Origin of the sequence: Bacillus sp. S14(2024) (assembly GCF_050473785.1) — a bacterium.
In the GTDB taxonomy this organism is placed as follows: domain Bacteria; phylum Bacillota; class Bacilli; order Bacillales; family Bacillaceae_G; genus Bacillus_A; species Bacillus_A yunxiaonensis.
Genome location: NZ_JBFLUP010000006.1, coordinates 4,367,016 through 4,390,174, shown reverse-complemented (window position 1 = coordinate 4,390,174; position 23,159 = coordinate 4,367,016). Strand labels below are relative to the sequence as shown.

20 protein-coding genes and 1 pseudogene are annotated in these 23,159 nt (G+C 35.7%); 15 read left to right on the top strand and 6 right to left on the bottom strand.

Annotation, left to right across the window (positions count from 1 at the left end; all coding sequences use genetic code 11):
- Positions 1-187 precede the first annotated feature (187 nt).
- From mtnK to AB1279_RS22145, 10 genes are all read left to right on the top strand, one after another.
- Positions 188-1,420, top strand: coding sequence for an S-methyl-5-thioribose kinase (gene mtnK / locus AB1279_RS22190; protein ID WP_429761003.1), 1,233 nt, complete (start codon positions 188-190; stop codon positions 1,418-1,420).
- 12 nt (positions 1,421-1,432) lie between these two features.
- Complete coding sequence (gene mtnA, locus AB1279_RS22185; protein WP_429752621.1) at positions 1,433-2,479, top strand: S-methyl-5-thioribose-1-phosphate isomerase; 1,047 nt, start codon at positions 1,433-1,435, stop codon at positions 2,477-2,479.
- Positions 2,480-2,621: 142 nt separating this feature from the next.
- Entirely contained in the window at positions 2,622-2,891 is a 270-nt protein-coding gene (locus tag AB1279_RS22180; RefSeq protein WP_429761537.1) for a hypothetical protein, read from the top strand.
- 32 nt (positions 2,892-2,923) lie between these two features.
- Positions 2,924-3,565, top strand: coding sequence for an L-fuculose-phosphate aldolase (locus AB1279_RS22175; protein ID WP_429752619.1), 642 nt, complete (start codon positions 2,924-2,926; stop codon positions 3,563-3,565).
- 129 nt (positions 3,566-3,694) lie between these two features.
- Positions 3,695-3,934: an excisionase family DNA-binding protein gene (locus AB1279_RS22170; RefSeq protein WP_429752617.1), complete on the top strand. Its 240-nt coding sequence runs from the start codon at positions 3,695-3,697 to the stop codon at positions 3,932-3,934.
- 311 nt (positions 3,935-4,245) lie between these two features.
- Positions 4,246-5,478, top strand: a complete 1,233-nt coding sequence (locus AB1279_RS22165) for a histidine kinase dimerization/phospho-acceptor domain-containing protein (protein WP_429761001.1) — start codon at positions 4,246-4,248, stop codon at positions 5,476-5,478.
- A 119-nt stretch (positions 5,479-5,597) separates the two neighbouring features.
- Positions 5,598-6,833: an ATP-binding protein gene (locus tag AB1279_RS22160; RefSeq protein ID WP_429761000.1), complete on the top strand. Its 1,236-nt coding sequence runs from the start codon at positions 5,598-5,600 to the stop codon at positions 6,831-6,833.
- Between the two features lie 250 nt (positions 6,834-7,083).
- Complete coding sequence (locus AB1279_RS22155) at positions 7,084-8,247, top strand: HD-GYP domain-containing protein (RefSeq protein WP_429760999.1); 1,164 nt, start codon at positions 7,084-7,086, stop codon at positions 8,245-8,247.
- Between the two features lie 156 nt (positions 8,248-8,403).
- Entirely contained in the window at positions 8,404-9,579 is a 1,176-nt protein-coding gene (locus AB1279_RS22150) for a hypothetical protein (protein ID WP_429760998.1), read from the top strand.
- A gap of 125 nt (positions 9,580-9,704) precedes the next feature.
- A complete protein-coding gene (locus AB1279_RS22145; RefSeq protein WP_429760997.1) occupies positions 9,705-10,817 on the top strand; it encodes a PRK06851 family protein in 1,113 nt (370 codons plus the stop codon).
- A 171-nt stretch (positions 10,818-10,988) separates the two neighbouring features.
- Here the strand turns inward: AB1279_RS22145 and AB1279_RS22140 are convergent, their stop codons facing one another.
- A complete protein-coding gene (locus tag AB1279_RS22140; RefSeq protein WP_429760995.1) occupies positions 10,989-11,150 on the bottom strand; it encodes a hypothetical protein in 162 nt (53 codons plus the stop codon).
- Positions 11,151-11,565: 415 nt separating this feature from the next.
- On the opposite strand from AB1279_RS22140, the gene AB1279_RS22135 reads away from it, so the two are divergent.
- On the top strand, positions 11,566-12,342 hold the full coding sequence (locus AB1279_RS22135; protein WP_429760993.1) for a nucleotidyltransferase domain-containing protein: 777 nt from the start codon (positions 11,566-11,568) through the stop codon (positions 12,340-12,342).
- Positions 12,343-12,383: 41 nt separating this feature from the next.
- Here the strand turns inward: AB1279_RS22135 and AB1279_RS22130 are convergent, their stop codons facing one another.
- Complete coding sequence (locus AB1279_RS22130) at positions 12,384-13,910, bottom strand: FAD-dependent oxidoreductase (protein ID WP_429760992.1); 1,527 nt, start codon at positions 13,908-13,910, stop codon at positions 12,384-12,386.
- 533 nt (positions 13,911-14,443) lie between these two features.
- Between AB1279_RS22130 and AB1279_RS22125 the strand changes: the two genes are divergently transcribed.
- The gene (locus tag AB1279_RS22125; RefSeq protein ID WP_429760990.1) at positions 14,444-15,523 is read left to right on the top strand and encodes a fatty acid desaturase family protein; all 1,080 of its coding nucleotides are present in this window, start codon (positions 14,444-14,446) and stop codon (positions 15,521-15,523) included.
- Positions 15,524-15,600: 77 nt separating this feature from the next.
- On the opposite strand, the gene AB1279_RS22120 is transcribed toward AB1279_RS22125, so the two are convergent.
- From AB1279_RS22120 to AB1279_RS22110, 3 genes are all read right to left on the bottom strand, one after another.
- Entirely contained in the window at positions 15,601-16,287 is a 687-nt protein-coding gene (locus tag AB1279_RS22120; RefSeq protein ID WP_429752596.1) for an amino acid ABC transporter permease, read from the bottom strand.
- A 92-nt stretch (positions 16,288-16,379) separates the two neighbouring features.
- Positions 16,380-17,165, bottom strand: coding sequence for an ABC transporter substrate-binding protein (locus AB1279_RS22115; RefSeq protein WP_429760989.1), 786 nt, complete (start codon positions 17,163-17,165; stop codon positions 16,380-16,382).
- A 17-nt stretch (positions 17,166-17,182) separates the two neighbouring features.
- On the bottom strand, positions 17,183-17,905 hold the full coding sequence (locus AB1279_RS22110; protein ID WP_429752592.1) for an amino acid ABC transporter ATP-binding protein: 723 nt from the start codon (positions 17,903-17,905) through the stop codon (positions 17,183-17,185).
- Positions 17,906-18,247: 342 nt separating this feature from the next.
- On the opposite strand from AB1279_RS22110, the pseudogene AB1279_RS22105 reads away from it, so the two are divergent.
- Both AB1279_RS22105 and AB1279_RS22100 read left to right on the top strand, forming a co-directional pair.
- Positions 18,248-18,598, top strand: a pseudogene (locus AB1279_RS22105) (HAMP domain-containing protein); the annotation flags it as partial.
- On the top strand, positions 18,593-19,540 hold the full coding sequence (locus AB1279_RS22100) for a methyl-accepting chemotaxis protein (protein ID WP_429761536.1): 948 nt from the start codon (positions 18,593-18,595) through the stop codon (positions 19,538-19,540). The pseudogene AB1279_RS22105 and the gene AB1279_RS22100, both read left to right, overlap by 6 nt.
- Positions 19,541-19,618: 78 nt before the next feature.
- Here the strand turns inward: AB1279_RS22100 and AB1279_RS22095 are convergent, their stop codons facing one another.
- Positions 19,619-20,965 (bottom strand): FAD-binding oxidoreductase, encoded by a 1,347-nt coding sequence (locus AB1279_RS22095; protein WP_429760987.1) that lies wholly within the window; start codon positions 20,963-20,965, stop codon positions 19,619-19,621.
- A 410-nt stretch (positions 20,966-21,375) separates the two neighbouring features.
- Between AB1279_RS22095 and AB1279_RS22090 the strand changes: the two genes are divergently transcribed.
- Positions 21,376-23,040 (top strand): glycoside hydrolase family 13 protein, encoded by a 1,665-nt coding sequence (locus AB1279_RS22090; RefSeq protein WP_429760985.1) that lies wholly within the window; start codon positions 21,376-21,378, stop codon positions 23,038-23,040.
- Positions 23,041-23,159: the final 119 nt, after the last annotated feature.

Below are 23,159 nucleotides of genomic sequence, written 5' to 3'. Positions count from 1 at the left end.
GAACCGTTGGGACTTTATATAGGCAAAAGTTGACTCCCCTCCTTAACAAGCTATAATAAAAACTAGATGTTCGTTTCTAACAAAATATGATACAAAAAGAACATATCGTAGGTTGAATAAAATACTATCAATCTATTATTTTTACGTCTTTTAGAAAACGCTTACATTTGGTGTGGAGGGAGAAACCATGTCTAAATTCACGAAGTATTTTTTAATGGAATCTAGCAATGTAATACCGTATGTGATGGAGAAGTTATCGATGTTCGAGGACGCACAGCGTTTGCAGTGTAAGGAAATTGGGGACGGAAATTTAAATTATGTGTTCCGTGTTTGGGATGAAGAGAAGGGAACTTCTGTTATTGTGAAGCAAGCGGGAGATACGGCGCGGATTTCTGATGAGTTTAAATTATCTACGAATCGTATTCGCATTGAGTCAGATGTGCTCCAGCTAGAGGGGAAGCTGGTACCAAGTCTCGTGCCGGATGTGTATTTGTATGATGATGTAATGAATTGCTGTGTAATGGAAGATTTATCAGATCATATGATTCTTAGAACTGCACTTATAAATCATCAAATCTTTCCTAAGCTCGCAGATGATTTAACAACTTTTATGGTGAACACATTGCTATTAACATCGGATGTGGTCATGAATCATAAAGAGAAGAAAGAGCTTGTGAAAAACTATATAAATCCAGAGTTATGTGAGATTACAGAAGATCTTGTGTACTCTGAGCCGTTTATAGATCATAATAAACGAAACGAATTATTTCCTTTAAACGAAGGCTGGATTCGAGAGCATATATATGGTGATGATGTACTTCGTATGGAAGTAGCAAAGCTGAAGTTTGCATTTATGACAACTGCACAAGCTTTGCTGCATGGAGATTTGCATACTGGGTCTGTGTTTGTAAGAAAAGATTCTACAAAGGTAATTGATCCAGAATTTGCGTTTTATGGACCGATGGGATATGACATTGGGAACGTTGTGGCAAACTTAATATTTGCATGGGCAAATGCAGATGCAACAATAGGTTCTGGTGTGAAAAAGGATACATATATGAACTGGTTGGAATGTACGATTACAGATATAATTGATCTATTCTCGGTGAAGTTCTTAGAAGCTTGGAATGTGCATGTCACAGACGTTATGGCGAAAGAAGAGGGATTTGATCGTTGGTATTTACAGTCTGTATTAGAAGATACAGCAGCTGTTACTGGTCTTGAATTAATTCGCCGTATTGTTGGCTTAGCAAAGGTGAAGGATATCACGTCTATTGCAGATGAAGAAGCGCGTGCTAGAGCAGAACGTATTTGTTTACAAGCTGCGAAATCATTTATTTTACAGGCAAGTACGCACAAAACAGGCAATGATTTTTTACAAACGTTAAAAACGCAAGCACTATCACTTAGCACAAAGTAAGGAGAGAAAATCATGTCAGAGCAATTAATACCGATTCAATGGAAAGATGAAGCTTTAGTTTTATTAGACCAGACTTTATTACCAAATGAGGTTGTCTATGAATCTTTTACAACGGCAGAGAGCGTATGGGATGCGATTCAAGTAATGAAGGTGCGCGGTGCACCAGCGATTGGGGTTTCAGCAGCTTACGGTGTGTATTTAGGAGTAAAAGAAGTGCCGGAAGATTCAATGGAAGTGTTTATAAATGAAGTTGAAAAGGTATGTGCTTATTTAGCAACTTCAAGACCGACAGCTGTGAATTTATTTTGGGCACTTGAGAGAATAGAGAGTGTCGCAAAAGAACATGTTCATTTATCTATTATAGATTTGAAAAATAGATTGTTAGAAGAAGCAAAAATGATTCATAAAGAAGACGAGGAGATTAACCGTCAAATTGGTGAACATGCGCTCACTTTATTTCAAGACGGCATGGGTGTGTTAACGCATTGTAACGCGGGTGCTTTGGCGACAACGAAATACGGAACTGCGACAGCACCGATGTATTTAGCGAAGGAAAAAGGCTGGGATTTAAAAATTTATTCTGATGAGACGCGTCCAAGATTACAAGGATCTACGCTAACTGCGTTAGAGCTGCAGCGAGCTGGTATCGATGTAACGGTCATCACCGACAATATGGCAGCGATGGTGATGTCACAAGGTAAAATTGATGCAGTAATTGTAGGGTGTGACCGTGTGGCAGCAAACGGTGATGTAGCGAATAAGATTGGAACGTTAGGTGTTTCTATTTTAGCAAAGTATTATAACATTCCATTTTATGTAGCAGCGCCGACACCAACAATTGATTTGAAAACACCAACAGGCAAAGAGATTCCGATTGAAGAGCGCGATGCTTCTGAAGTTATTAACCGCTTTGGACAATATTCAGCACCGCAAGATAGCAAGGTGTATAACCCGGCATTTGATGTAACGCCACATGAGAATGTTACAGCAATCATTACAGAGAAGGGCATCGTACGTCCACCGTTTGCGGAGAATCTAAAAAAGTTATTTCAGTCATAATGAATTTTGCGTATTAGACATATAAGAAAATATAAAAAAGAGGATCGATTATCATGTCTAATTCACCAACAGATAGAAGAAATAAAATAATTGCGATGCTCGAGAAGACAGAGTACGCAGATGTTCCGTATTTAAGTGATGTATTTCAAGTAAAGGGCTAAGTTTTCATGAAGGTTTAACAGATACAGCAATAGATGAAGGGGAAGCGAAGCAGGCGATGCTGAATAAGGCAAGTGAGACCATCGTTCTAGTGGATCATACGAAACTTGGAAAGGTTGCTTTCTTTGAAGTGTGCGATAAACAGTGTATTACAAAAATTATTACAGATGAACTTATACCACTTACACCGATGCAGCAAGAATGTATTACAAGCTATAAAGAATATGGAATACCTGTCATTATAGCAAACTAGCCGTAGCAAGTTTCCCACTGAGGAGGATGTATATGTTACTACAAAAAGAGAGAGAAGAAATTGTAGAGTATGGAAAGAAATTAATTACAAGCGGACTAACAAAGGGGACAGGCGGTAATATTAGTATTTTTAACCGTGAGCAAGGTCTAGTTGCAATGAGTCCAAGCGGCTTAGATTATTTTGAAACAACGCCTGAAGATGTGGTTGTACTGAATTTAGCTGGAGATGTGATTGATGGAACAAGAAGACCATCTAGTGAGCTTGATATGCATCTCATTTATTATCAAAAAAGAGGCGACTTGAATGCTCTTGTACACACGCATTCTCCTTATGCAAAGACAATCGCATCATTAGGTTGGGAACTTCCGGCTGTTTCTTATTTAGTAGCCTTTGCAGGTCCAAATGTGCGCTGTGCACCGTATGCAACATTCGGTACGAAAGAATTAGCAGAAGCAGCTTATGAAGGAATGATAGATCGCCGCGCTGTTTTACTTGCGAATCATGGACTTATTGCAGGGGGGCATAATATTAAAATGGCGTTTACAGTCGCAGAAGAGATCGAATTTTGCGCACAAATTTACTATCAAACGAAATGCATAGGAGAACCGAAGCTATTACCAGAGGAAGAATTAGCTGTATTAGCGAAGAAGTTTGAGACATACGGTCAAAAGTAACAAAAGATTAGGGAAACCACTCCCTAATCTTTTGTTTATATAGAATACAATTGCGTTGTCAGCTCCAAAAGTTGTGTTGTATGTGATAAAGTTTATATAGCTGAAATGTTGTATTTCATACAGAGAGGAATGAACATATTGTATTTAACAGTAAAAGAAGCAGCTGAATTTTTAAGTATGCCAGAATCGTATATCGAAAGCTTAATCCAACAAAAACGCATTCGTGCTGTCCATGATGGTCAGCAGTACTTGCTGAATAAAGAGCAATTTAATACGCACTTAGAACAAATGGAGAAATATAAAAAGTTAGTAGAAGAAATATTAAATGAACCAATTCCAGAAGATGTAGATGTGAAGGATGAGGACTAGGGATAGGATACTTGGAAAATATGAATGAATTATTAAAATACATGATTTTAGTCATAGAAGAAAAAGTTTGACTAAATAGTCTTTAGAAAGAGAGTTTTTCTTATATACAAAGAGCGTGAAAAGATATTTCAAAATAGCAGGGGAGAATAAGTAATGGGAAGAAGGCTATTTCTAATTAGAGATGTAATCTATTAGATAAAAGTCTTCTTTTGTATTTTTACAATAAGATTGTGTAATATTACCTTATCGTTATAATGAAATGCTAGAGGGATTTTTATTCGCAATTATATAAGTGTGCAAAGGAGTTTAAGGTGAATCCAAATACCATATTGTTTGAAGAAGAAATGAAAAGTGCAAAGTTATTTTTGTGGGTGTTTAATTTTGCTTATATAATTTTACAGGGGCCATACATAAAAGAAATAAATCCCAGCATGGGTACATATAAATTTGTACTGGCTATTGGGCTGTGTATGCTTATGTTATTTTTATTATTAGCTGGAATATATTGTGTGAAAAAAGAAATTCCACATGTGGTGAAATATGTATATTTAATAGGATATTTATTTGCAGATATTTTTTGTAATATATCCATGTATTTAAGTGATTCGGCTGGATTTGGAAATGGGAACTTTGTGGAAATGGTATTGACTTTCTTTGTTCCTATCTTCATGAGTAAAAGATATCTCTTGGTTTTAACTACTAGTTTAGCTATAAAGTATAGTGTAATTATGGTCATAGCTCAACAGCCCAGGGCTTTAATGACAATATTTCTTCCTGCTGTAGTACTAGGTATCTCATATATTTTATTAATGCGTTTTCAGTCTTATATCGAGGGAATTAATAAGGTATTTACAAAAACGAAACAAAAGCAGCAGTTGGCAGTTATAGGAGAGATGTCTGCAGCCATTGGACATGAAATACGCAATCCGCTAACATCGTTAAAAGGTTTTACACAATTACAGAAAGAAAAGTATCCGGATGATCCAGTTTATCTTAACATGATTCAAGAAATTGAAAGAATGAATGAAATGATAAGTGAGCTTATGATTCTAGGAAAACCAAGATCTCTGGAGTATGGTATACATAGTGTAAAGCAGTTAATATTAGCAGCAATTACTGAGACTGAGGCAGAACAAAAAATGTTGAAAAGTAAGATAAAGGTGAACTATGTTTTTACAGAAGATGCACCAAATATAGAATGTGATGCGAGTCAAATACAATACGTCTTAGTTCATGCTATAAAAAAGGTAATTGAAACAATGGAACAAGAAAAAAATATAAATATAAATATTGGAACTTATATGATTACAGAAAATCAAGTTCTTATATATGTTACTGATAGAGTGTATACAATCAATAAAAAAAATATGGAAAACATTACGAGTCTTTTTGAAATGAGAAAAGAAAGTGAAATTGGTTTAGGTTTAATGGCGATTTATAAAATAGTGAATGAACATCAAGGTCAAGTTTATTTCAATCAGGGTATGAATACTGGTACCGAGATAGAGGTGATTTTGCCAATTACTCAGGAAGAACAGTATTAACTTTATAAATCATACTTATACTAGTAATTTATTTGATATAGAACAGTTTCATAAAATTGTTTTTTTGTAAGGTAATAAATGACTAGGAAAATTGTTATTGTTGATAAAGGAGTTTTATCGTGGACAAGGTTCATGTACTTATACAAGAAGAGATTAAAGCATTAAAACTTTTTTTGAGCTTATTTTATGTTATTTATATCTCTTATGACATTATATGTAATTATATTTACCCAAAAATGAAAGTAGATGATAATGCTTTTAATTCTCCAGAAGGCGGATTAGGGCTTGGAATGCATGCCTTCATGCTACTACTATTATTAATAGGGATTTATTTTATAAAAAAGAAAAATCCTTATCTTGTAAAATATATTATTTTCATTGGATACATCTTCATTGATGTAGTCAATAATTTAATGATGTATTTAGGAACCACAAAAGAATTTGCAAGCGGGAATGTGGTAGAACCATTTATCATTCTGTTTGCTCCCCTTTTTGTGAATAAACGATATTTTTACATAGTTTCCCTTGGTATGGTTGGGAAATATGCCCTTTTAGGGATTATTTTACATTCATCACGGGTTATTATTCCAATCGTATTATGTGCGATTCTCGCAATCATATCCTTCATTTTGTTAATGCGTTTTAAATCGTATATTCGTACCATTACAAAAATATTTGAAGAAGCGCAGCAAGCCGAGAAGCTAGCAGTCGTTGGGAAAATGGCGACTGCTATTGCACATGAAATTCGTAACCCGCTAACGTCATTAAAAGAATTTACACAATTGCAGAGAGAAAAACACCCTGAAGATGCCGTATATTATAACGTTATGGTGCAAGAAATTGAGCGCATGAATACGATTGTTAGTGAATTAATGGTTCTTGGGAAGCCAAAAAAGAGAGAATATAAATTACATAATATAAATGGTATTTTATCTTATGTGATTTATATTGTAGAGCAACCAGCTTCACAATATGGTATTACAATTTCGATGGTGTCTGATAAAGCATTACCTTCCATACAATGTGATGAGAAACAAATGAAACAAGTATTTCTTAATATTATTAAAAATGCGATAGAGTCGATGCCAAATGGCGGCAATATTATTGTAGAAGCGAATTTAGTTCAGGATAATCAAATTGTAGTGAGTGTTACTGATGAAGGATGCGGAATGGATCAAGAGAAAATAAATAAAATAGGTGAAGCTTTTTATACGACAAAAGAAAATGGAACGGGATTAGGATTAATGGTTACATATAAAATTATTGAAGATCATCAAGGTAAAATAGCATTTGAAAGCAAGATTGGTGTTGGGACAAAGGTAAATGTTATGTTACCGGTGGCAGAGATAAAATAGATATATGTATAAAGAACTCTTCTTTCAAACGGTGAAAGAAGAGTTTTTTTATACATGATTATGAGTAAACAAAATGTAAAAGTATTGTTAAAGAGGGGGAAATCTGTTTTATTTAGAAAATATTTCATTTATAATAGAGGAAAATGTCGATAAATGGCGAAATGTTATGTTGGTTATAATAACCTTGTAGTTGTATATTAAAATAAACAATATGCACTTCCAAGAGTACATACAGCTTATGGGGGCAAATATGAAAAAAATGTTAACTAATCCCACCTTAGAAAGGGAAGAAAAGCAGGCTACAAAATGGTTTGTATCACTATTTTATGCGATTTTTATATTATATGATTTTTTGTATAATTATATTTTCCCAGTCTATGTTGCGAAAAATGGCACAAAACATATAAGTTTTATGGGGCTATGGTTTTACATTATTATGTTCTTGTTATTACCTGCGATGTATTATGTTTTTAAAGAAAATAAAGGTTTTTTAATTAAATACATTTGTCTAGGTGCCTACATTTTATTGACAATAATAGAAGATATCGGGAATTACTTGATGCATCCGAGAGTGTATGCTAGTGGAAATATTGTAGAATTGTTTGCTATTTTATTTGCTCCTATTTTTGTGAACACACGCTTTTTTTGGTTTGTTTTTTTAGGTGTATTAAGTAAATATATTATAATTGGATTAGTATTACAATCAATTGTTGTTCTCATTCCAATTATAGTTATTTCGTTTTTATCTTTTGTTGCATACATATTATTGAAGCGCTTTCAACGGTATGTAGAAGTAGTGAAAATTTCATATGATAGACAACTAGAAGCATTAGTAAAAGGTGTTATTGCAACTTTAGAATTAAAGGATCCATATACGAGAGGACATAGTGAACGAGTAGCCTCGTATGCGCTTATACTTGCAAAGGAAACTGATAAATTTACATCTGATGAGCTGAAAGAATTTTATTACGCTTGCTTGCTTCATGATATTGGAAAAATACATATTCCAGATCATATTTTAACAAAGCCTTCTCGCCTCACAAATGAAGAGTTCGAAATTATTAAAACGCATCCCACTGTTGGGGCGGATGCAGTGAAAACAGCAGAAGGCTTGCAAAGAGGAATTAGTGTGATTCGTTCTCATCATGAACGTTGGGATGGAAAAGGTTATCCAGATCAATTAAAAGAAACTGAGATTTCATTATTAGCACGTATTGCGGCAGTTGCAGATGCTTTTGATGCAATGACATCCTCACGATCTTACCGATCTGCACTTCCTTTAGAAGAAGCTTATAAGAGAATTATTGATGGAAAAGGAACACAATTTGATCCAGATTTAGTAGAACTATTTCAAAAGGTGTATCCTGCTTGGAAAGAAACACATCAACAGTTATCTTGTAAAGGAGATGCGTAGGTAGCTTATTAAAAGGGGGTGAAAACATGAAAATTCGTAAATTAAAAAAAGTGAAAACAACGTGTTGGTGGTGTCCATTGCCATTGAAATAAATAAAAAAGGATGCAAAGCATCCTTTTTTATTTATTTCAGCTGTTATAGAAAAAGGTGAATACTATGAAACTGACATATGAATCAATGTTAATATTACATAATATAGAAGTTCGTCAAGATCAAAAAAATTACATTGTTGAAGATGCAACAACCGGTGAATTTTATGAAATGCCTCTTATTTGTATTGATGCAATTACTATGATTCAAAAGGGATTGAACTTAAGAGAAGTAGAAGAGAAATTACAAAAACAGTATCCTGAAGAAGATGTGGATGTGTTAGATTTTGCACAGCAATTGCTTGATTTAGGGCTCGTTCAAGGAGTAGATGGTGAGGAAATAGTTTGTAAGAAAGAAGAGGAGAAATTAGGATTTTCATGGATTTCTCCAAAGATTGGTCGTTTCTTTTTTAATCAAAAGACAATGCTGCTCTATACGATTCTTTTTGTAGTGAATATTGTTCTGTTTATCGTAAATCCATCTTTATTGCCAAACTATAAAAATTTGTTCGTGTTTGATGTGATGACATTTAATATTTTAGTTTGGGCTTTCATTACATTTGTTTTGGTGTTTATTCATGAAATGGGGCATGTGCTTGCGGTTAGGGCGTATAATTTTCCGACAAAGGTTGAATTTGGACATCGGTTGTTTTTTGTTGTGCTTGAAACAGATATGTCATCTGTTTGGAAGTTGCCTGCTAAAGAGAGAAACATTCTGTATTTAGCGGGCATGAGTTTTGATACAGTTATTTTATTTATTACTTTAATGATTCAAATTCTTTTTCCAATCCATTCACAAGTATTGTCAGGGATTCTTGCGCTTGCTGTATTTGATACTACTTTACGTATGGTATATCAATGCTGCATATATATGAAAACAGATTTGTATTATGTGTTTGAAAATATGACAGCTTGTTATAACTTAATGGAGAATGGAAAGCGCTATATAAAAGGTTTGTTTGTTCCAAAATTCCGTATGAACAATAGTGAATTGTTTAATGGCGAAGAGAAGGTTGTTCGTTTTTATGGCCTTTTTTATGTTATCGGCGTTACTGTAACAATTGCATTGGCAGTTCTGTTTTATATTCCGCAGTCGGTGTATATGATGAGACAAACGATTCCTAACTTGCAAAAACCAGTATCTAGTTTGTACTTTTGGGATGCGGCGATTATTATGCTACAAACTGTCATTATGTTAAGTTTTCTTCTGTATTCTTGGAGAAAGAAATATGGAAATGAATAATGAGAGATGAAGAGAAACTGTTATGAGTTTCTCTTTTTTGGCCTGTAGATGGGTATTCACCTATTCTTTCCTGTTTGCATATTGTAGCTTATGTAGTGAAACTGCTTACAAGGGAGTGAAAGGCAGTGACAGGAAATATAAAAAACTATTATGCTGGCGGTAATACAGCAAGGGGATTTTACAGTTTATATGAAGAGAACTTAACTGGGTTAGACCGGTTGTTTATTTTAAAAGGTGGACCTGGAACAGGAAAATCTTCGCTTATGAAGGTGATTGGTCGTGAGTGGGTGGATAAAGGGTATGATATTGAATTATTACACTGTTCGTCTGACAATAACTCAATTGATGGTGTGATTATTCCGTCATTAAAGGTTGGGATTGTTGATGGAACAGCACCGCATGTTATTGAACCGAAAGCGCCAGGTGTTATAGAAGAGTATGTAAATTTAGGGGTAGCCTGGGATTCTATTCAGCTTAGGGCGCATAAAGATGAGATTGTGCGTTATACATCAGAAGCGAGCAATGCATTTCAAGCAGCTTATGCGTGTTTTAAGACAGCGTTAGAGATTCATGATGAGTGGGAGAAATTTTATATTGACCACATTGATTTTGAAAAAGCAAATGAGTTGACAGAACAGCTCATACAGCGGTTTTTTACTGATAAAACGTGTACGAAACAAGCCGATGTAAAGCATCGTTTTTTAGGAGCTGCAACGCCAAAAGGAGCAGTTGATTTTGTTCCAAATTTAACGGAAGATGTACCGAAGCGTTATTTTATAAAAGGGCGTCCTGGTTCTGGGAAATCGACGATGTTAAAAAAATTAGCAGCGGCAGCTGAAGAGAAGGGCTTCGATGTTGAGATTTATCATTGCGGCTTTGATCCAAATAGTCTCGATATGGTTATTGTAAGAGAGCTTGGCTTTGCAATTTTTGATAGTACAGCACCTCATGAATATTTTCCAACACGTGAGAGTGATGAAATCATTGATATGTATAAGCTTATTATTGCACCGGGAACAGATGAAAAATATGCAGTAGAAATTCATGATGTATCAAGGCGCTATAGAGAAAAAATGAATGAAGCGATGTCCTATTTAGGGAGGGCAAAATCTGCACGTGACAAACTAGAGAGAATTTATATTGCAGCGATGGATTTTGATAAAGTGGATGCATTCAAAGAGGAAATACAAGCAGAGTTTGAACGGATTGCAGAGAAAATATCACAAGAGCAAAACTAACACCTTGGTTTCCGAGGTGTTAGTTTTTTGATATCCTATCCTGCCTAACGAGGAAGTGACATATGGTAGTGTCTTTGTATGAGTACGATTACTACATGTTACAGGGCTAGTATGTAAGTAATTACTTAAATGCATATTGCCTTATTTACTGGAAGAAAAACCCCTGTTCTGTTATTTTCTAATCAGTCTCGTTAAAGCCATTCCAAGAAATCCAACACCCATTCCTATCAGCCATCCAACTTGGGAACTTCCTAATAAAGATCCCACTCCTCCACCAAGAAACATGCAGCCAACGAATACTAATCCTCCAATGCCCCATTTCTGCTGATCCATAATTCAATCACGCCCTTTCAATAAAACATATGCTATTAGCTAACTAACTTTTCTTAAATATGATATGTTAATTATTTTGCTAGAGGTGGTATAGTTGTTTGGCTTAGGATCAGCAATGGTCAGGGAACTCAAATCTGCTGGAGAAGAATTCATTTTAATCAATATTTTCAAAATGGATTCTTTTTATTTATCGTAAAACTAGGGGTTGCGAGGTATTTTTGATCAAACTTTATTTCAAAGCTATAGCAGTTGATAAATAGAGAATCCTCTTCATTGATATTTCATCTTAAAAGAAGACATCACATACATAGAAAGTTTGTATATGTATGTGATCGCATATGCCATACTAAAGGCAGGTGTTTTGGATTCGGTGTCGAATTTCCGAGGAAATGATAGAAAAATGAGAGTGATAAATATGAGAGAAAAAATTCAATTAGAGCTACAACGAATTGAAAGAGAAAACTACGTAAAGATTCTCTTCGCTGTTGAATCTGGAAGCAGGGCGTGGGGTTTTCCATCAAAAGATAGTGATTATGATGTTCGTTTTGTATACGTACATCGAGTGGACTGGTATTTATCAATTAATCAAAGGCGGGACGTTATTGAGTATCCAATTAGCGATGCCCTCGATATAACTGGCTGGGAACTCCGGAAAGCATTACAGCTATTTTCTAAATCGAATCCAGCTTTGTTAGAGTGGATTCTTTCGCCAATTGTATACGCTAAGGCATCAAATCTTCCGGAGCGTTTGCAGGAAATGAGTAGCTATTTTGACCTAAAAGCAACGATATATCATTACTTACATATGGCATCTAAAAACTATCGCACGTTTTTGAAAGGTGAAGAAGTAAAGCTAAAGAAATACTTTTATGTATTACGTCCGATATTGGCTTGTAAATGGTTAGAAGAGAAAGGAACATTGCCGCCTGTTGAGTTTGAAAAGTTAATGAATGGATTAGCCTTGGGCGCAGACCTTTTGAAAGAAATTGAGGAACTGCTTGAGAAGAAAAAAGCAGGTATCGAGCTGGATGTAGGACCAAGAATTGCGACATTGAATGAATTTTTAGAAGAACAGATTATGTATTACGAGGAGTATGTGAAGAGTTTAGAAAAGAAGACAGCTATAGATATTGAGCAGTTGAATGTCCTGTTTCGGGATATGCTACAGCAAAGCTGGAAAGAGCACCGATAATATTGGTGCTCCTCCTTGGTAAAGGGTGTACATTAACAGTATTACATATCTTCAATTCTCTTTAACGCCTTATCAGCCGGCCCCTCAATTACGTCTCCATGAATTGAAAACCGCGAACCATGACAAGGGCAATCCCACGTACAATCACCATTATTCCATTCCACTTCACAGCCTAAGTGTGTACAAGTTGTATCAACAATGTGAAGTTTGCCGTCATCGTCTTTATAAGCACCGGCACGTTTTCCGTTTACCCTTACGACAGCACCTTCTCCATTTTCGAGATCTTCTGGTTTACGAAGTGCAAATTCCAGTTTTCCTTCAAGTAAATGTTTTGCTACGTCGAGGTTTTGAGTGACAAACGTTTTTATATCTGGATTCGTATGGAAACGTGATGGTGCGTACAGTTCTTTGTATGGGCTATCGATTTTCATGATGGACGCTTTTAATAATAAAGCTGCCGCAGTTCCATTTGTCATGCCCCATTTACGGTAGCCTGTTGCGACGAAAATGTTAGGGTTATTTTCATTGATGTGTCCGATATAAGGAACTTTATCGAGTGTAATCAAATCTTGTGTTGCCCATCTGTATGGAATTTCTTCTATGCCAAAGGTTTCTTCGCCAAATGCTTGCAGTGCATCATAGTGTTTCATCATGTTAATGCCTTGTCCTGTTTTGTGGCTTTCACCGCCAATTAACACCAATTTTTCATCACCCATTGCTGTATAGCGAAGGGAACGCTTCGGATTATCAATACTTATATACATTCCCCCTGGATATTCTTGTTTTGTTTTTACACCGAGGACATAAGAGCGCTCTGCGTACATTCTTGCGAAGAAAAAGCTGTTCGCATCATAAAACGGAAAGTGTGAACAAGAAATGATATAGCTACAAGTAACTCGATGTCCGTCCCTTGTAATGACTTGCAGATAAGATCCCTTTTCCACATCAACTGCAGTTGTGTTTTCGTATATAACACCGCCAGCTTCAATGAATTGCTCGACAAGCGCCGCTAAATAGCGAAGCGGATGGAACTGTGCTTGATTCTTTATAACAAGTGCCGCTTTTATAGGAATTGGAAGCGGGATACTTTCTACGTATTCGCCAGGGATACCAAGCTTTTTGTATGCTTCTAATTCTTTCGTTAACTTATGTAGACTTTCGGTTGAATTCGTATATAGATAAGCATCTTCTTCTGTGAAATCACATTGGATATTGTGCTGTTGTACGATATCTTTTATAAATTGCCGTGCTTTATCGTTTGCTTCGTAATATAATCTCGCTTTCTCTTCCCCAAAGTTGCTAATTAGTTCATCGTAAATAAGATCGTGCTGGGTTGTAATTTTTGCGGTTGTATGCCCTGTTGTGCCATTTAATATATTTCCGGCATCGATTAATGCAACTTTGATTCCTTCTTTTGCAAGTAAGTAGGCTGTTGTAATGCCCGTGATACCTGCTCCGACAATGGCAACTTCTGTTTTTATGTTCTCGGTTAACTTTGGAAAAGTAGGGAAGGTAGTAGAATCTCGCCAATATGGTTCTGGAAATCTTGGCATTTGTTCATATTCCATCTGAATGCACCTCTTATTGTAATTAGTTTCTGTTACTTAATTTTTCCATTAACAAAAATTTCATGTGTTAAAATTAAATTATTTTAAAATAATAAAATAGCGGAGGCTTTGTACATGGTTTTTTGTTTTTATTTGCTTGACATAACATAAGATAAATAGGATTAAGTATAGTATCCTTCATAAAATTAAGTGTTTAGTAACGAAGTGATAAAGAATTGGTAGAAGTGTAAATGTTGGTAAATAAGCGTTTTTTATTTAGTAACATAAGAAGTGATTATGAAAATATAACCAACTTTTATTACTAGGTCATAAAAGTTATTGACAATATAGAAAGTCTACTGATATGATTCATCTAGTGGAAAGGTTGATAAAGGGTAAAAAGAGAAATGTTTTTCAACGAATAATAATTGTAAGAATGAGTGAACATAATTTTCTTTGAGAAAGAAAATTTTATAATAATAGTATTATCAATCTGGAAACGACAATCGATGTATGTAAGGTGCGTAAGCGCGGCATGCAAAGGGGGTAAAAGAATGAAGGATCTTCATACGTTTGGATGGTATGCAGCACGTGTATCACCGCATTTGCCAAAGAAGGCATTTAAACCAGTCCCAACTCGTTTGTTTGGTGGACTAGCCTATTTACTTATTACGATAGCGGGATTTTTGACAATTGGTTTATTAGATTTGAACGTGTGGGCTAATCTTGGAATTGCGATCGTTTTAGGATTATGTTTTGCATCTATGGGATTTCTTGGACATGAAATTTTGCATGGTACAGTAGTAAGAAAAGCGTGGCTGCGAGATTTTCTTGGAGCAATTGCGTTCTTGCCGCTGTCAACTGGACCAAAGTTGTGGAGAAAGTGGCACAATTTGACTCACCATGTGCATACACAGCATGAGGAGCATGATCCGGATGCGTGGCCAACGATGGATAAGTTTAAGAAAAGCAAATTTTTACGCTGGGTATATCGCCTTCCGTTGCACGTTCGTTCTTTCTTTAGCTTTCTATCGTTAACATTTCAATTTACGATGCATTCGTCTCGTATGTTTTTCCTTTTTATCAAGGAATTTAAGCCGTCAACTCAAAAATCTGTATGGCTTCAGCTTCTTTTACCATGGACAGTGTGGATTAGTTTATTTTTTATTATGGGACCTTTAAAGTGGTTTTTTGCTTATGTTATTCCATTATTAATTGCAAACGCTATTGTAATGGGATATATCGCAACAAATCACCGTTTGAACCCGATTGTTCCTGTAAACGATCCGCTTGCCAACTGTTTATCAGTAACAGTGCCGCGCTGGGTAGACGTGTTACATTTTAATTTCTCATATCATACAGAGCATCACTTGTTCCCAGGTATGAGCTCAAAATACTATCCATTAGTAAAAGAGAAAATTAAAGAAATGTGGCCAGAGCGCTATCATGAGATGCCGATGGGGAAAGCGTTAGCTGCGCTTTGGAATACACCGCGTGTGTACTACCAAGGTAGCGAGTTAGTTGATCCGCATAAAGCACATCTATACGGCTCCTTAGGGAATGGATTAGATCCTGCGAATATTGAATATCGCGAGGAAAGTATAGAAGAAGTAAAAAATGTAAAAAACGGCTAAAATATATTTCGGTATTAGAATCAGTGATTTTTATATAATAAAGATAAAAGCACGAACTCATGAAGAGTTCGTGCTTTTTACATAGGGATTTCTTTTTGCTTAGCGGGTTGTGTATGATTCATATTTTTTCGTGCTAATCGTTTCTCAAGAAGATGAACGAGGTATGTAAATAGAAGAACCAGCACAAGGTAATAGATGCTGACGACAATATATGTTTCAAGTTGCTGAAAGTTGGCAGCAGCTTCAGAAAGCCCGGATCCCCATAGCTCGGACATTCCTACATAGGCAACGAGTGAAGAGTCTTTTAAGCCGATAATGAACTGATTGCCTAGAGGCGGAATAGACAAACGAAATGCTTGAGGCAAAATAATACGTCGCATTGCTAATGGGTATGTCATTCCTAAAGAGCGAGCTGCTTCGAGTTGACCTCGGTCTACAGACTGAATGGAACCCCTGAAAATTTCGGTAATATAGGCGCCGTTATGAATAGCGAGGGCAATAGCGCCAGCCCAAAAAGGTGATAACACAATAACAGATGTAATTCCAAAATAGAGAATCATAATTTGTACAACTAACGGTATACCACGAATAATGGCAATGTATACATGTGCAATTCCATTTAAGAGTTTACTATTGGAAATACGAAAAAAAGCAAATAACAATCCAATTAGGCATCCAAGCAATAAGGAGGTTATTGTTAATTGTAATGTCAGAACAATTGCTTTTAGGAACGTTGGATATGTAGATATGAAAATATCGATCATTAGTATCACCTCTATATGAGTTGATTTTAATTTTATGAATATGATAGCAATGCCCTAAGGAAAGATGCGGGGCACTACTCGTGTATAAAAATTTATTTTGCTTTCTCGCCTAGAATGTTACGACCAAACCACTTTTTACTAATTTTCTCATATGTACCATCTTGAATGATTTCATCTAATGCTTTATTTAATTTTTGCATTAATTCTTTATCATCTTTGCGAACAGCAATGGCCATTTCATCAAGAGATAATGGTTTACCAACATCTTTTATATTTGATTTTCCCTCTTTCATCATACGAAGACCGACCATTTGATCTGTGACAACAGCATCAACTCGCCCTGGTTCTAAATCCATAAGAGCGGTAATGTCGCTATCGTATTCTGTAATTTGATTTGTTTGCTTGGCAACAAGTGTTTTGAATGTACTTGCTTTTACGACACCTACTTTTTTCCCCTTTAAATCTTCAGCAGAGGAGATTGATGTGTTAGTTTTTGAAACGAAAATTTGTGCCCCAGAGCGATAATATGGATTCGTAAAATTAACCGCTTTGAGACGATCTTCTGTGATAGCCATACTTCCTAAAATTACATCATATTTTTTTGCTTGCAGACCTTGTATGAGTGTTTCCCAAGGATTTGTTACAGGAACAGCCTTCATATTCATTTTTTTAGCAAGTGCCTCACCAATTTCGACATCAAAGCCGACAAGCTTGCCATTTTCTTTATAGTTAAATGGTTTATATAAACCGCTCATTGCATAGCGAAATTCTTTCTTTCCGTCTGCTGATGTAGTGCTGCTTTCTTTACTACAGGCACTTAATACTAAAGAAGCACATAATGTAATCGCTGCTATTACTTTAAACATCTTTCGTTTCATAAAAACCCCTCCAATGTTTATATAATGTTTCGTAAAAATTGCTTCGCACGCTGATTTGACGGAGCGGTGAAAAACTGTTCTGGAGGTGCATCTTCTACGATTTGTCCGTCATCCATAAAAATGATGCGGTCAGCTACATCACGGGCAAATCCCATTTCATGCGTGACGATAATCATTGTCATACCTTCTTTTGCGAGGTCTTTCATAACTTGTAGTACTTCTCCGACGAGTTCAGGATCGAGAGCTGAGGTAGGTTCGTCAAATAACATAATCTTCGGATTCATTGCAAGTGCTCTTGCGATAGCTACTCGTTGTTTTTGGCCACCTGATAAAAGATCGGGCATTACGTTAGCCTTATCTTGCAATCCGACTTTTCCTAACAATTCGTAGGCAATGCTTGTTGCTTTTGTTTTGTCTAACTTCTTGACGTGAATAGGAGCTTCAATGATGTTTTCTAGTGAGGTCATATGAGGAAATAAATTAAAATGTTGAAAAACCATGCCGACATCTTCGCGGACTTTGTTTAGATTTGTATGTTTTGGATGGATTTTTTCTCCCTGTATCGAAATTTCTCCATCATCATACATCTCTAAGAAATTTAAACAGCGCAATAATGTACTTTTCCCTGAACCGCTTGCACCAATTAAGACAACAACTTCTTTTTCTTGCACGTGTAAATTGACGTTTTTGAGCACGTTTAAGGAACCAAAAGATTTTGTTAGATTTTGAACTTGTATCATGCATCCCCCTCCAATGAAATTCAGGTGTATAAAAATACCTTGTTTTTGGTAATTAGTCATAAATTGTCATATTCCTTTATTTTTTGTTAAAAATTTAAAGGGATTATAAAGTGGGGGATCTTATTGCCCGCGAATAGCGGGATAAATTGTCGTATATAAAATCTGTAAACAGCAATATTTAGGTGTGTTATATAGGATCATTGATAGAAAGGAATAGAGGTGTAATTATTTATTTTAAAATTTAATTATTTATTTTATGAATCTATATATCTTTTTATATGAAAAATATAGATAATAACATATAGAAGATACTTATATCATTTAGATAGGGGGAAGCTTGGGATGGAGAAAGAAAAGAAGCCTTTTTCCTTTGGATTGCGTATACAGCTAGTGTTGTTTACGACGATTTTAGCGCTTATTACGTATTCAACAAGTTTGGTGTTTATTTATGTTGTATATGATTATGTTCATGAATACATAAATCAAACTATGTACAATATTATTGTGATGATATTAGGGGTTATTTGGTCAGGGATTTTAGCATATTTTGCAGCAGATTTTCTTATTAAACCACTTCGAAAGCTGGAAGAAGCTGCCCATAAAGCGGCGAATGGAGATATTCGTGAAGATGTTTCTCTTCCAAAAGCAGATGATGAGATCCGTTCTTTAAGTGTTGCTTTTAATGCGATGCTTGGAAATTTACGGACAATGGTGAAAAATATTGATACAACGTTTGCATACACACACAATCAAGTACAGCAAATTCGAGAGCAAACAGGAGAGGCGACGAAACAAGCGCAAGGAGTATCGGAAACACTCACCGAAATTTCCGTAGGAGCGGAGCAATCAGCTGCTTCTATTCAAACGATTGTTTCTACTGTTGATGCGACAATTTCTATTGCAAGTGAAGTAGAAGGAAAAGCAAAACAATCAGATCAACTATCTTCGCAAATGGTGCAGGCGCTTGGACAAAGTACACGTGTTTTTGTGTCGCTTATTGAAGGGATTCAAATGTTAGCAAGAGAAAATGAACAGTCGATGAAAAGTGTACAAAAGCTAGAAGATCATACGAAGCAAGTAGGGCATATTGTCTTATTAGTGAGTGAAATTGCTAGCCAAACGAATTTGTTAGCCTTAAATGCATCAATTGAGGCAGCGCGTGCTGGAGAACATGGAAGAGGGTTTGCAGTCGTTGCTGAAGAAGTACGAAAATTAGCAGATGAAAGTGCAAGTTCAGCACAAAATATTTCAAAGTTATTGCATGATATGCAAAACGAAGTGAACCATGTTTCTCTACAAATGAAAGAGCAAGTAAAAGTAGCAAAAGAAGAGGCAGAACGCGGAGAAGCAACAGAGGTTATTTTAAAAGAAATGACAGCAAGCATTATGGAAGTAGTGGATGCGATTCAAAAAATTAGTAGTTATATGAATGAACAGATGAATTATATTCATGAAACGGGTATACAAACGAAGGAAGTAGCAGCAATTGCTGAAGAAACTTCTGCAGGAGCACAGGAAGTTGCTCGCGTAACAATGAAGCAATCTGAAAATATGATATTCATTGATCAGTTATCAAAAGATTTAGAGAAGCGGGCAGCGGAATTAAAGAAGACAATTGCACAGTTTATGGTATAGGGAAGAACGATGATCGTTCTTCCTTTTTTATCCTGCTATTTGCTGGCAGTAAGACCCCTTATTGATGGAAGTTTCACTTTATTTTTTGCTAAGTGGGGGAATGCTTTGTGCAAAGCGAAAGACATTATGAGGATCATATGCTGTTTTCACTTCTCGTAATCTTGTGAGGTTTGTTCCGTAATACGTGGTTTGCCAGTTTTTGATGTCTAAATCTGGCCAATTTACATAGTCACCAGCTGTATAAGGTGACATAGCGTTCCTTAAGTGTTTGATCCAGTCGATATTGCTTTTTTTGTCACGATTACATTTCCAAGACGTGGTATACTCCTGTGTAATAATTGCGTTTCGATGAAAATAAGCGGTTTCAGTTGGTGGAACTTTCTGGACAGCACCGCTTAATGATTGATGCCAAACACTAGCAGTAGGGCTTGGAGCATCTTCAAGAAAGGCTTGTAAAATTTGAATAGCTTCAAGAGGGAGTGGTTTATAAATATAAGAACCGGAACGTTTAAACTTTTCGGGGCGGTTGCCTCCATTGAAAAACTGGACGGCTTTTATATAGGGAACTTCATTGATGAAGAGAGTAGGTTGTCCAACGGTTAATAAAGGATTTAATAAAGAGAGGAGTTCTGAGGAAGACCCAATGAATTCTCCTTGTACTTCAATTTTGTTCATTTGCTGTGCAAACAGTTCAATAGATGATGTAAGACGTTGATCTGTATAAGGGGCCCATTTTTGCCAGGTATCAAATACTTGCTGTAGATTTTCCCATTTCCATGTGAGTGAGAAGATAGAAACATTTTGAACAGGGTGAATTCGAAATGTGAATGACGTAACAATGCCAAAGTTTCCACCGCCTCCTCCGCAACAAGCCCAAAATAAATTTGGATTTTCGGTTTTACTTGCACGAATTATTCTGGCATCTGTTCGGCCAAAAGCTTGTACCATTTCTATTTCCAATAAGTTATCGCATGTAAGCCCGAATTGTCGTGAGAGCATACCGATTCCACCGCCAAGTGTCAGTCCAACAAGTCCAACGCTTGCGCTTGTCCCAGCCGGTATCGTAAAACCATATTTCCACAACTTACTATACACATCACCTAAATTTGCTCCTGCTTCAATAGTTGCTGTTGAATTAGTTATATTAACAGTAATATGATTCATTTCACTTACATCAATAATAAGTCCTTTGTTAGTAAGAGAGAAATTTTCGTAACTATGACGGCCGCTTCGTAGGCGGAATGGTACGTCATGTTCGCGTGCCCATTTCAAAGCATTCAATACATCTTGTCCATTTTGACAAAAGACAATGAGACAAGGGGATTTTTGGATATCTAAGTTTAAATTTGTTCGAGCCGCGTCGTATTCACAGTCTTTCGGAGTAACGATGCGGCCTGTTAACTTTGTCTTACCCACGATATACATCCTTTCAACTATATAAGTGTTCATTATTAATATATGTGATGAATAATATAGGTGTGTTGAGGTTTGATAAGGATCCAGCAAAAGATTGATCAAAACAAGGCGAGGATATAGAAACTGCACAACTTGTAAAAATTAAAAAGTAATGGATTAGGTGAAAGTTTGTAAACAATAAAAATAAGGCAGAGCATGAGCGCTGCCTTATTTTTATGTGATTTTATCCCGCTGGCAGTTTCACTGTATTTTTTAATGAGAAATACAGATATTTGCGTATCAGTAAGGAGAAAATAAACATATTGAATAAGTAAAAGTAACAATATCAGATAAAAAAACCGTTACAAACTTAACATATTTTGTTATGATAGCTTTACGAAAACGTTTGCATTAACTTATGCAAAAGGAGAGAAGAAATTATGAATAAAACGTGGTGGAAAGAAGCGGTAGCTTATCAAATTTATCCGCGCAGCTTCATGGATTCAAATGGCGATGGTATTGGAGATCTGCAAGGTATTATTTCAAAACTAGATTATTTAAAAGAACTTGGTATAGATGTAATTTGGATTTGTCCAATGTATAAATCACCAAACGATGATAACGGCTATGATATTAGTGATTATCAAGATATTATGGACGAATTTGGTACGATGGCTGATTTTGATGAACTATTAGCAGAAGTGCATAAACGTGATATGAAGATTATTATTGATTTAGTTATTAATCATACAAGTGATGAGCATCCGTGGTTTATTGAATCGCGTTCTTCCAAGGATAATCCAAAGCGTGATTGGTATATTTGGCACGACGGAAAAAATGGAAAAGAACCGAATAACTGGGAAAGTATTTTTAATGGATCTGCTTGGGAGTATGATGAAGCAACTGACCAATATTACTTACATCTGTTCTCACGTAAGCAACCAGATTTAAACTGGCAAAATGAAGAAGTGCGCGAGATGTTATATGACACAGTGAATTGGTGGCTTGATAAAGGAATTGATGGCTTCCGTGTTGATGCGATTAGTCATATTAAAAAAGAAGAAGGGTTTAAAGACATGCCGAATCCAAAAGGGCTCAAGTATGTACCTTCTTTTGATAAACATATGAATGTTGATGGTATTCAACCGCTTTTAGAAGAGTTAAAAGCAAGAACATTTGCCAATTATGATATTATGACTGTCGGCGAGGCAAATGGTGTGAAAATTGAAGATGCTGAGCTTTGGGTTGGAGAAGAGCAAGGGAAGTTTAATATGGTATTCCAATTTGAGCATTTAAGCTTATGGGATGCAGAAAAGAAAAAAGAACTTGATGTTGTAGGGCTTAAAAAAGTTTTAACGAAGTGGCAAAAAGGTTTGGAAAATAAAGGATGGAATGCGCTGTATATTGAAAATCATGATAAACCTCGTATTGTCTCTACTTGGGGTGATGATAAACAATATTGGCGCGAAAGTGCAACGGCTTTAGGGGCAATGTATTTCTTTATGCAAGGCACACCGTTCATTTATCAAGGTCAAGAAATTGGAATGACGAATGTTCAGTTCCCGCGTATTGAAGATTATGACGATGTGGCGATTAAGAACTTATATCGTCAAAAGATTGAAGAGGGGAGACCTCATCAAGAAATTATGGAGATTATTTGGGCATCTTGCCGTGATAACTCACGTACACCAATGCAATGGAGCGGGACGGAAAATGCTGGTTTCACAACGGGTACACCTTGGTTTGGGATGAATCCAAATTATAAAAAAATTAATGTAGACGTGCAGCAAACAGATTCAAATTCCATTTTAAATTTCTATAAAAAGATGATTGCATTGAAAAAAGAGCATGAAGTGTTTACTTATGGAACGTATGACTTACTTTTAGAAGATGATCCACAAATTTATGCGTATACACGTACGTTAAGTGATGAAAAAGTTGTTATAATCAGCAATTTATCAGAGAGTGAAGCTGTATATGATGAGACTGCATATAAGCTAGAACGCAATCGTTTGCTTTTAAATAACTATGAAGTAGAAGAGCATGATGCAGTTACAACAATAACTTTAAAGCCATATGAAACAAGAGTGTATTATATTTATTAAAAAAGATGCTATATAAGCATCTTTTTTTTATAAAAAATACAAATTTTTATAAAATTATTATTGCAATATGAAAACGCTTTTATTAAAATGAATTTATGAAAACGATTGCGTAAAAAATG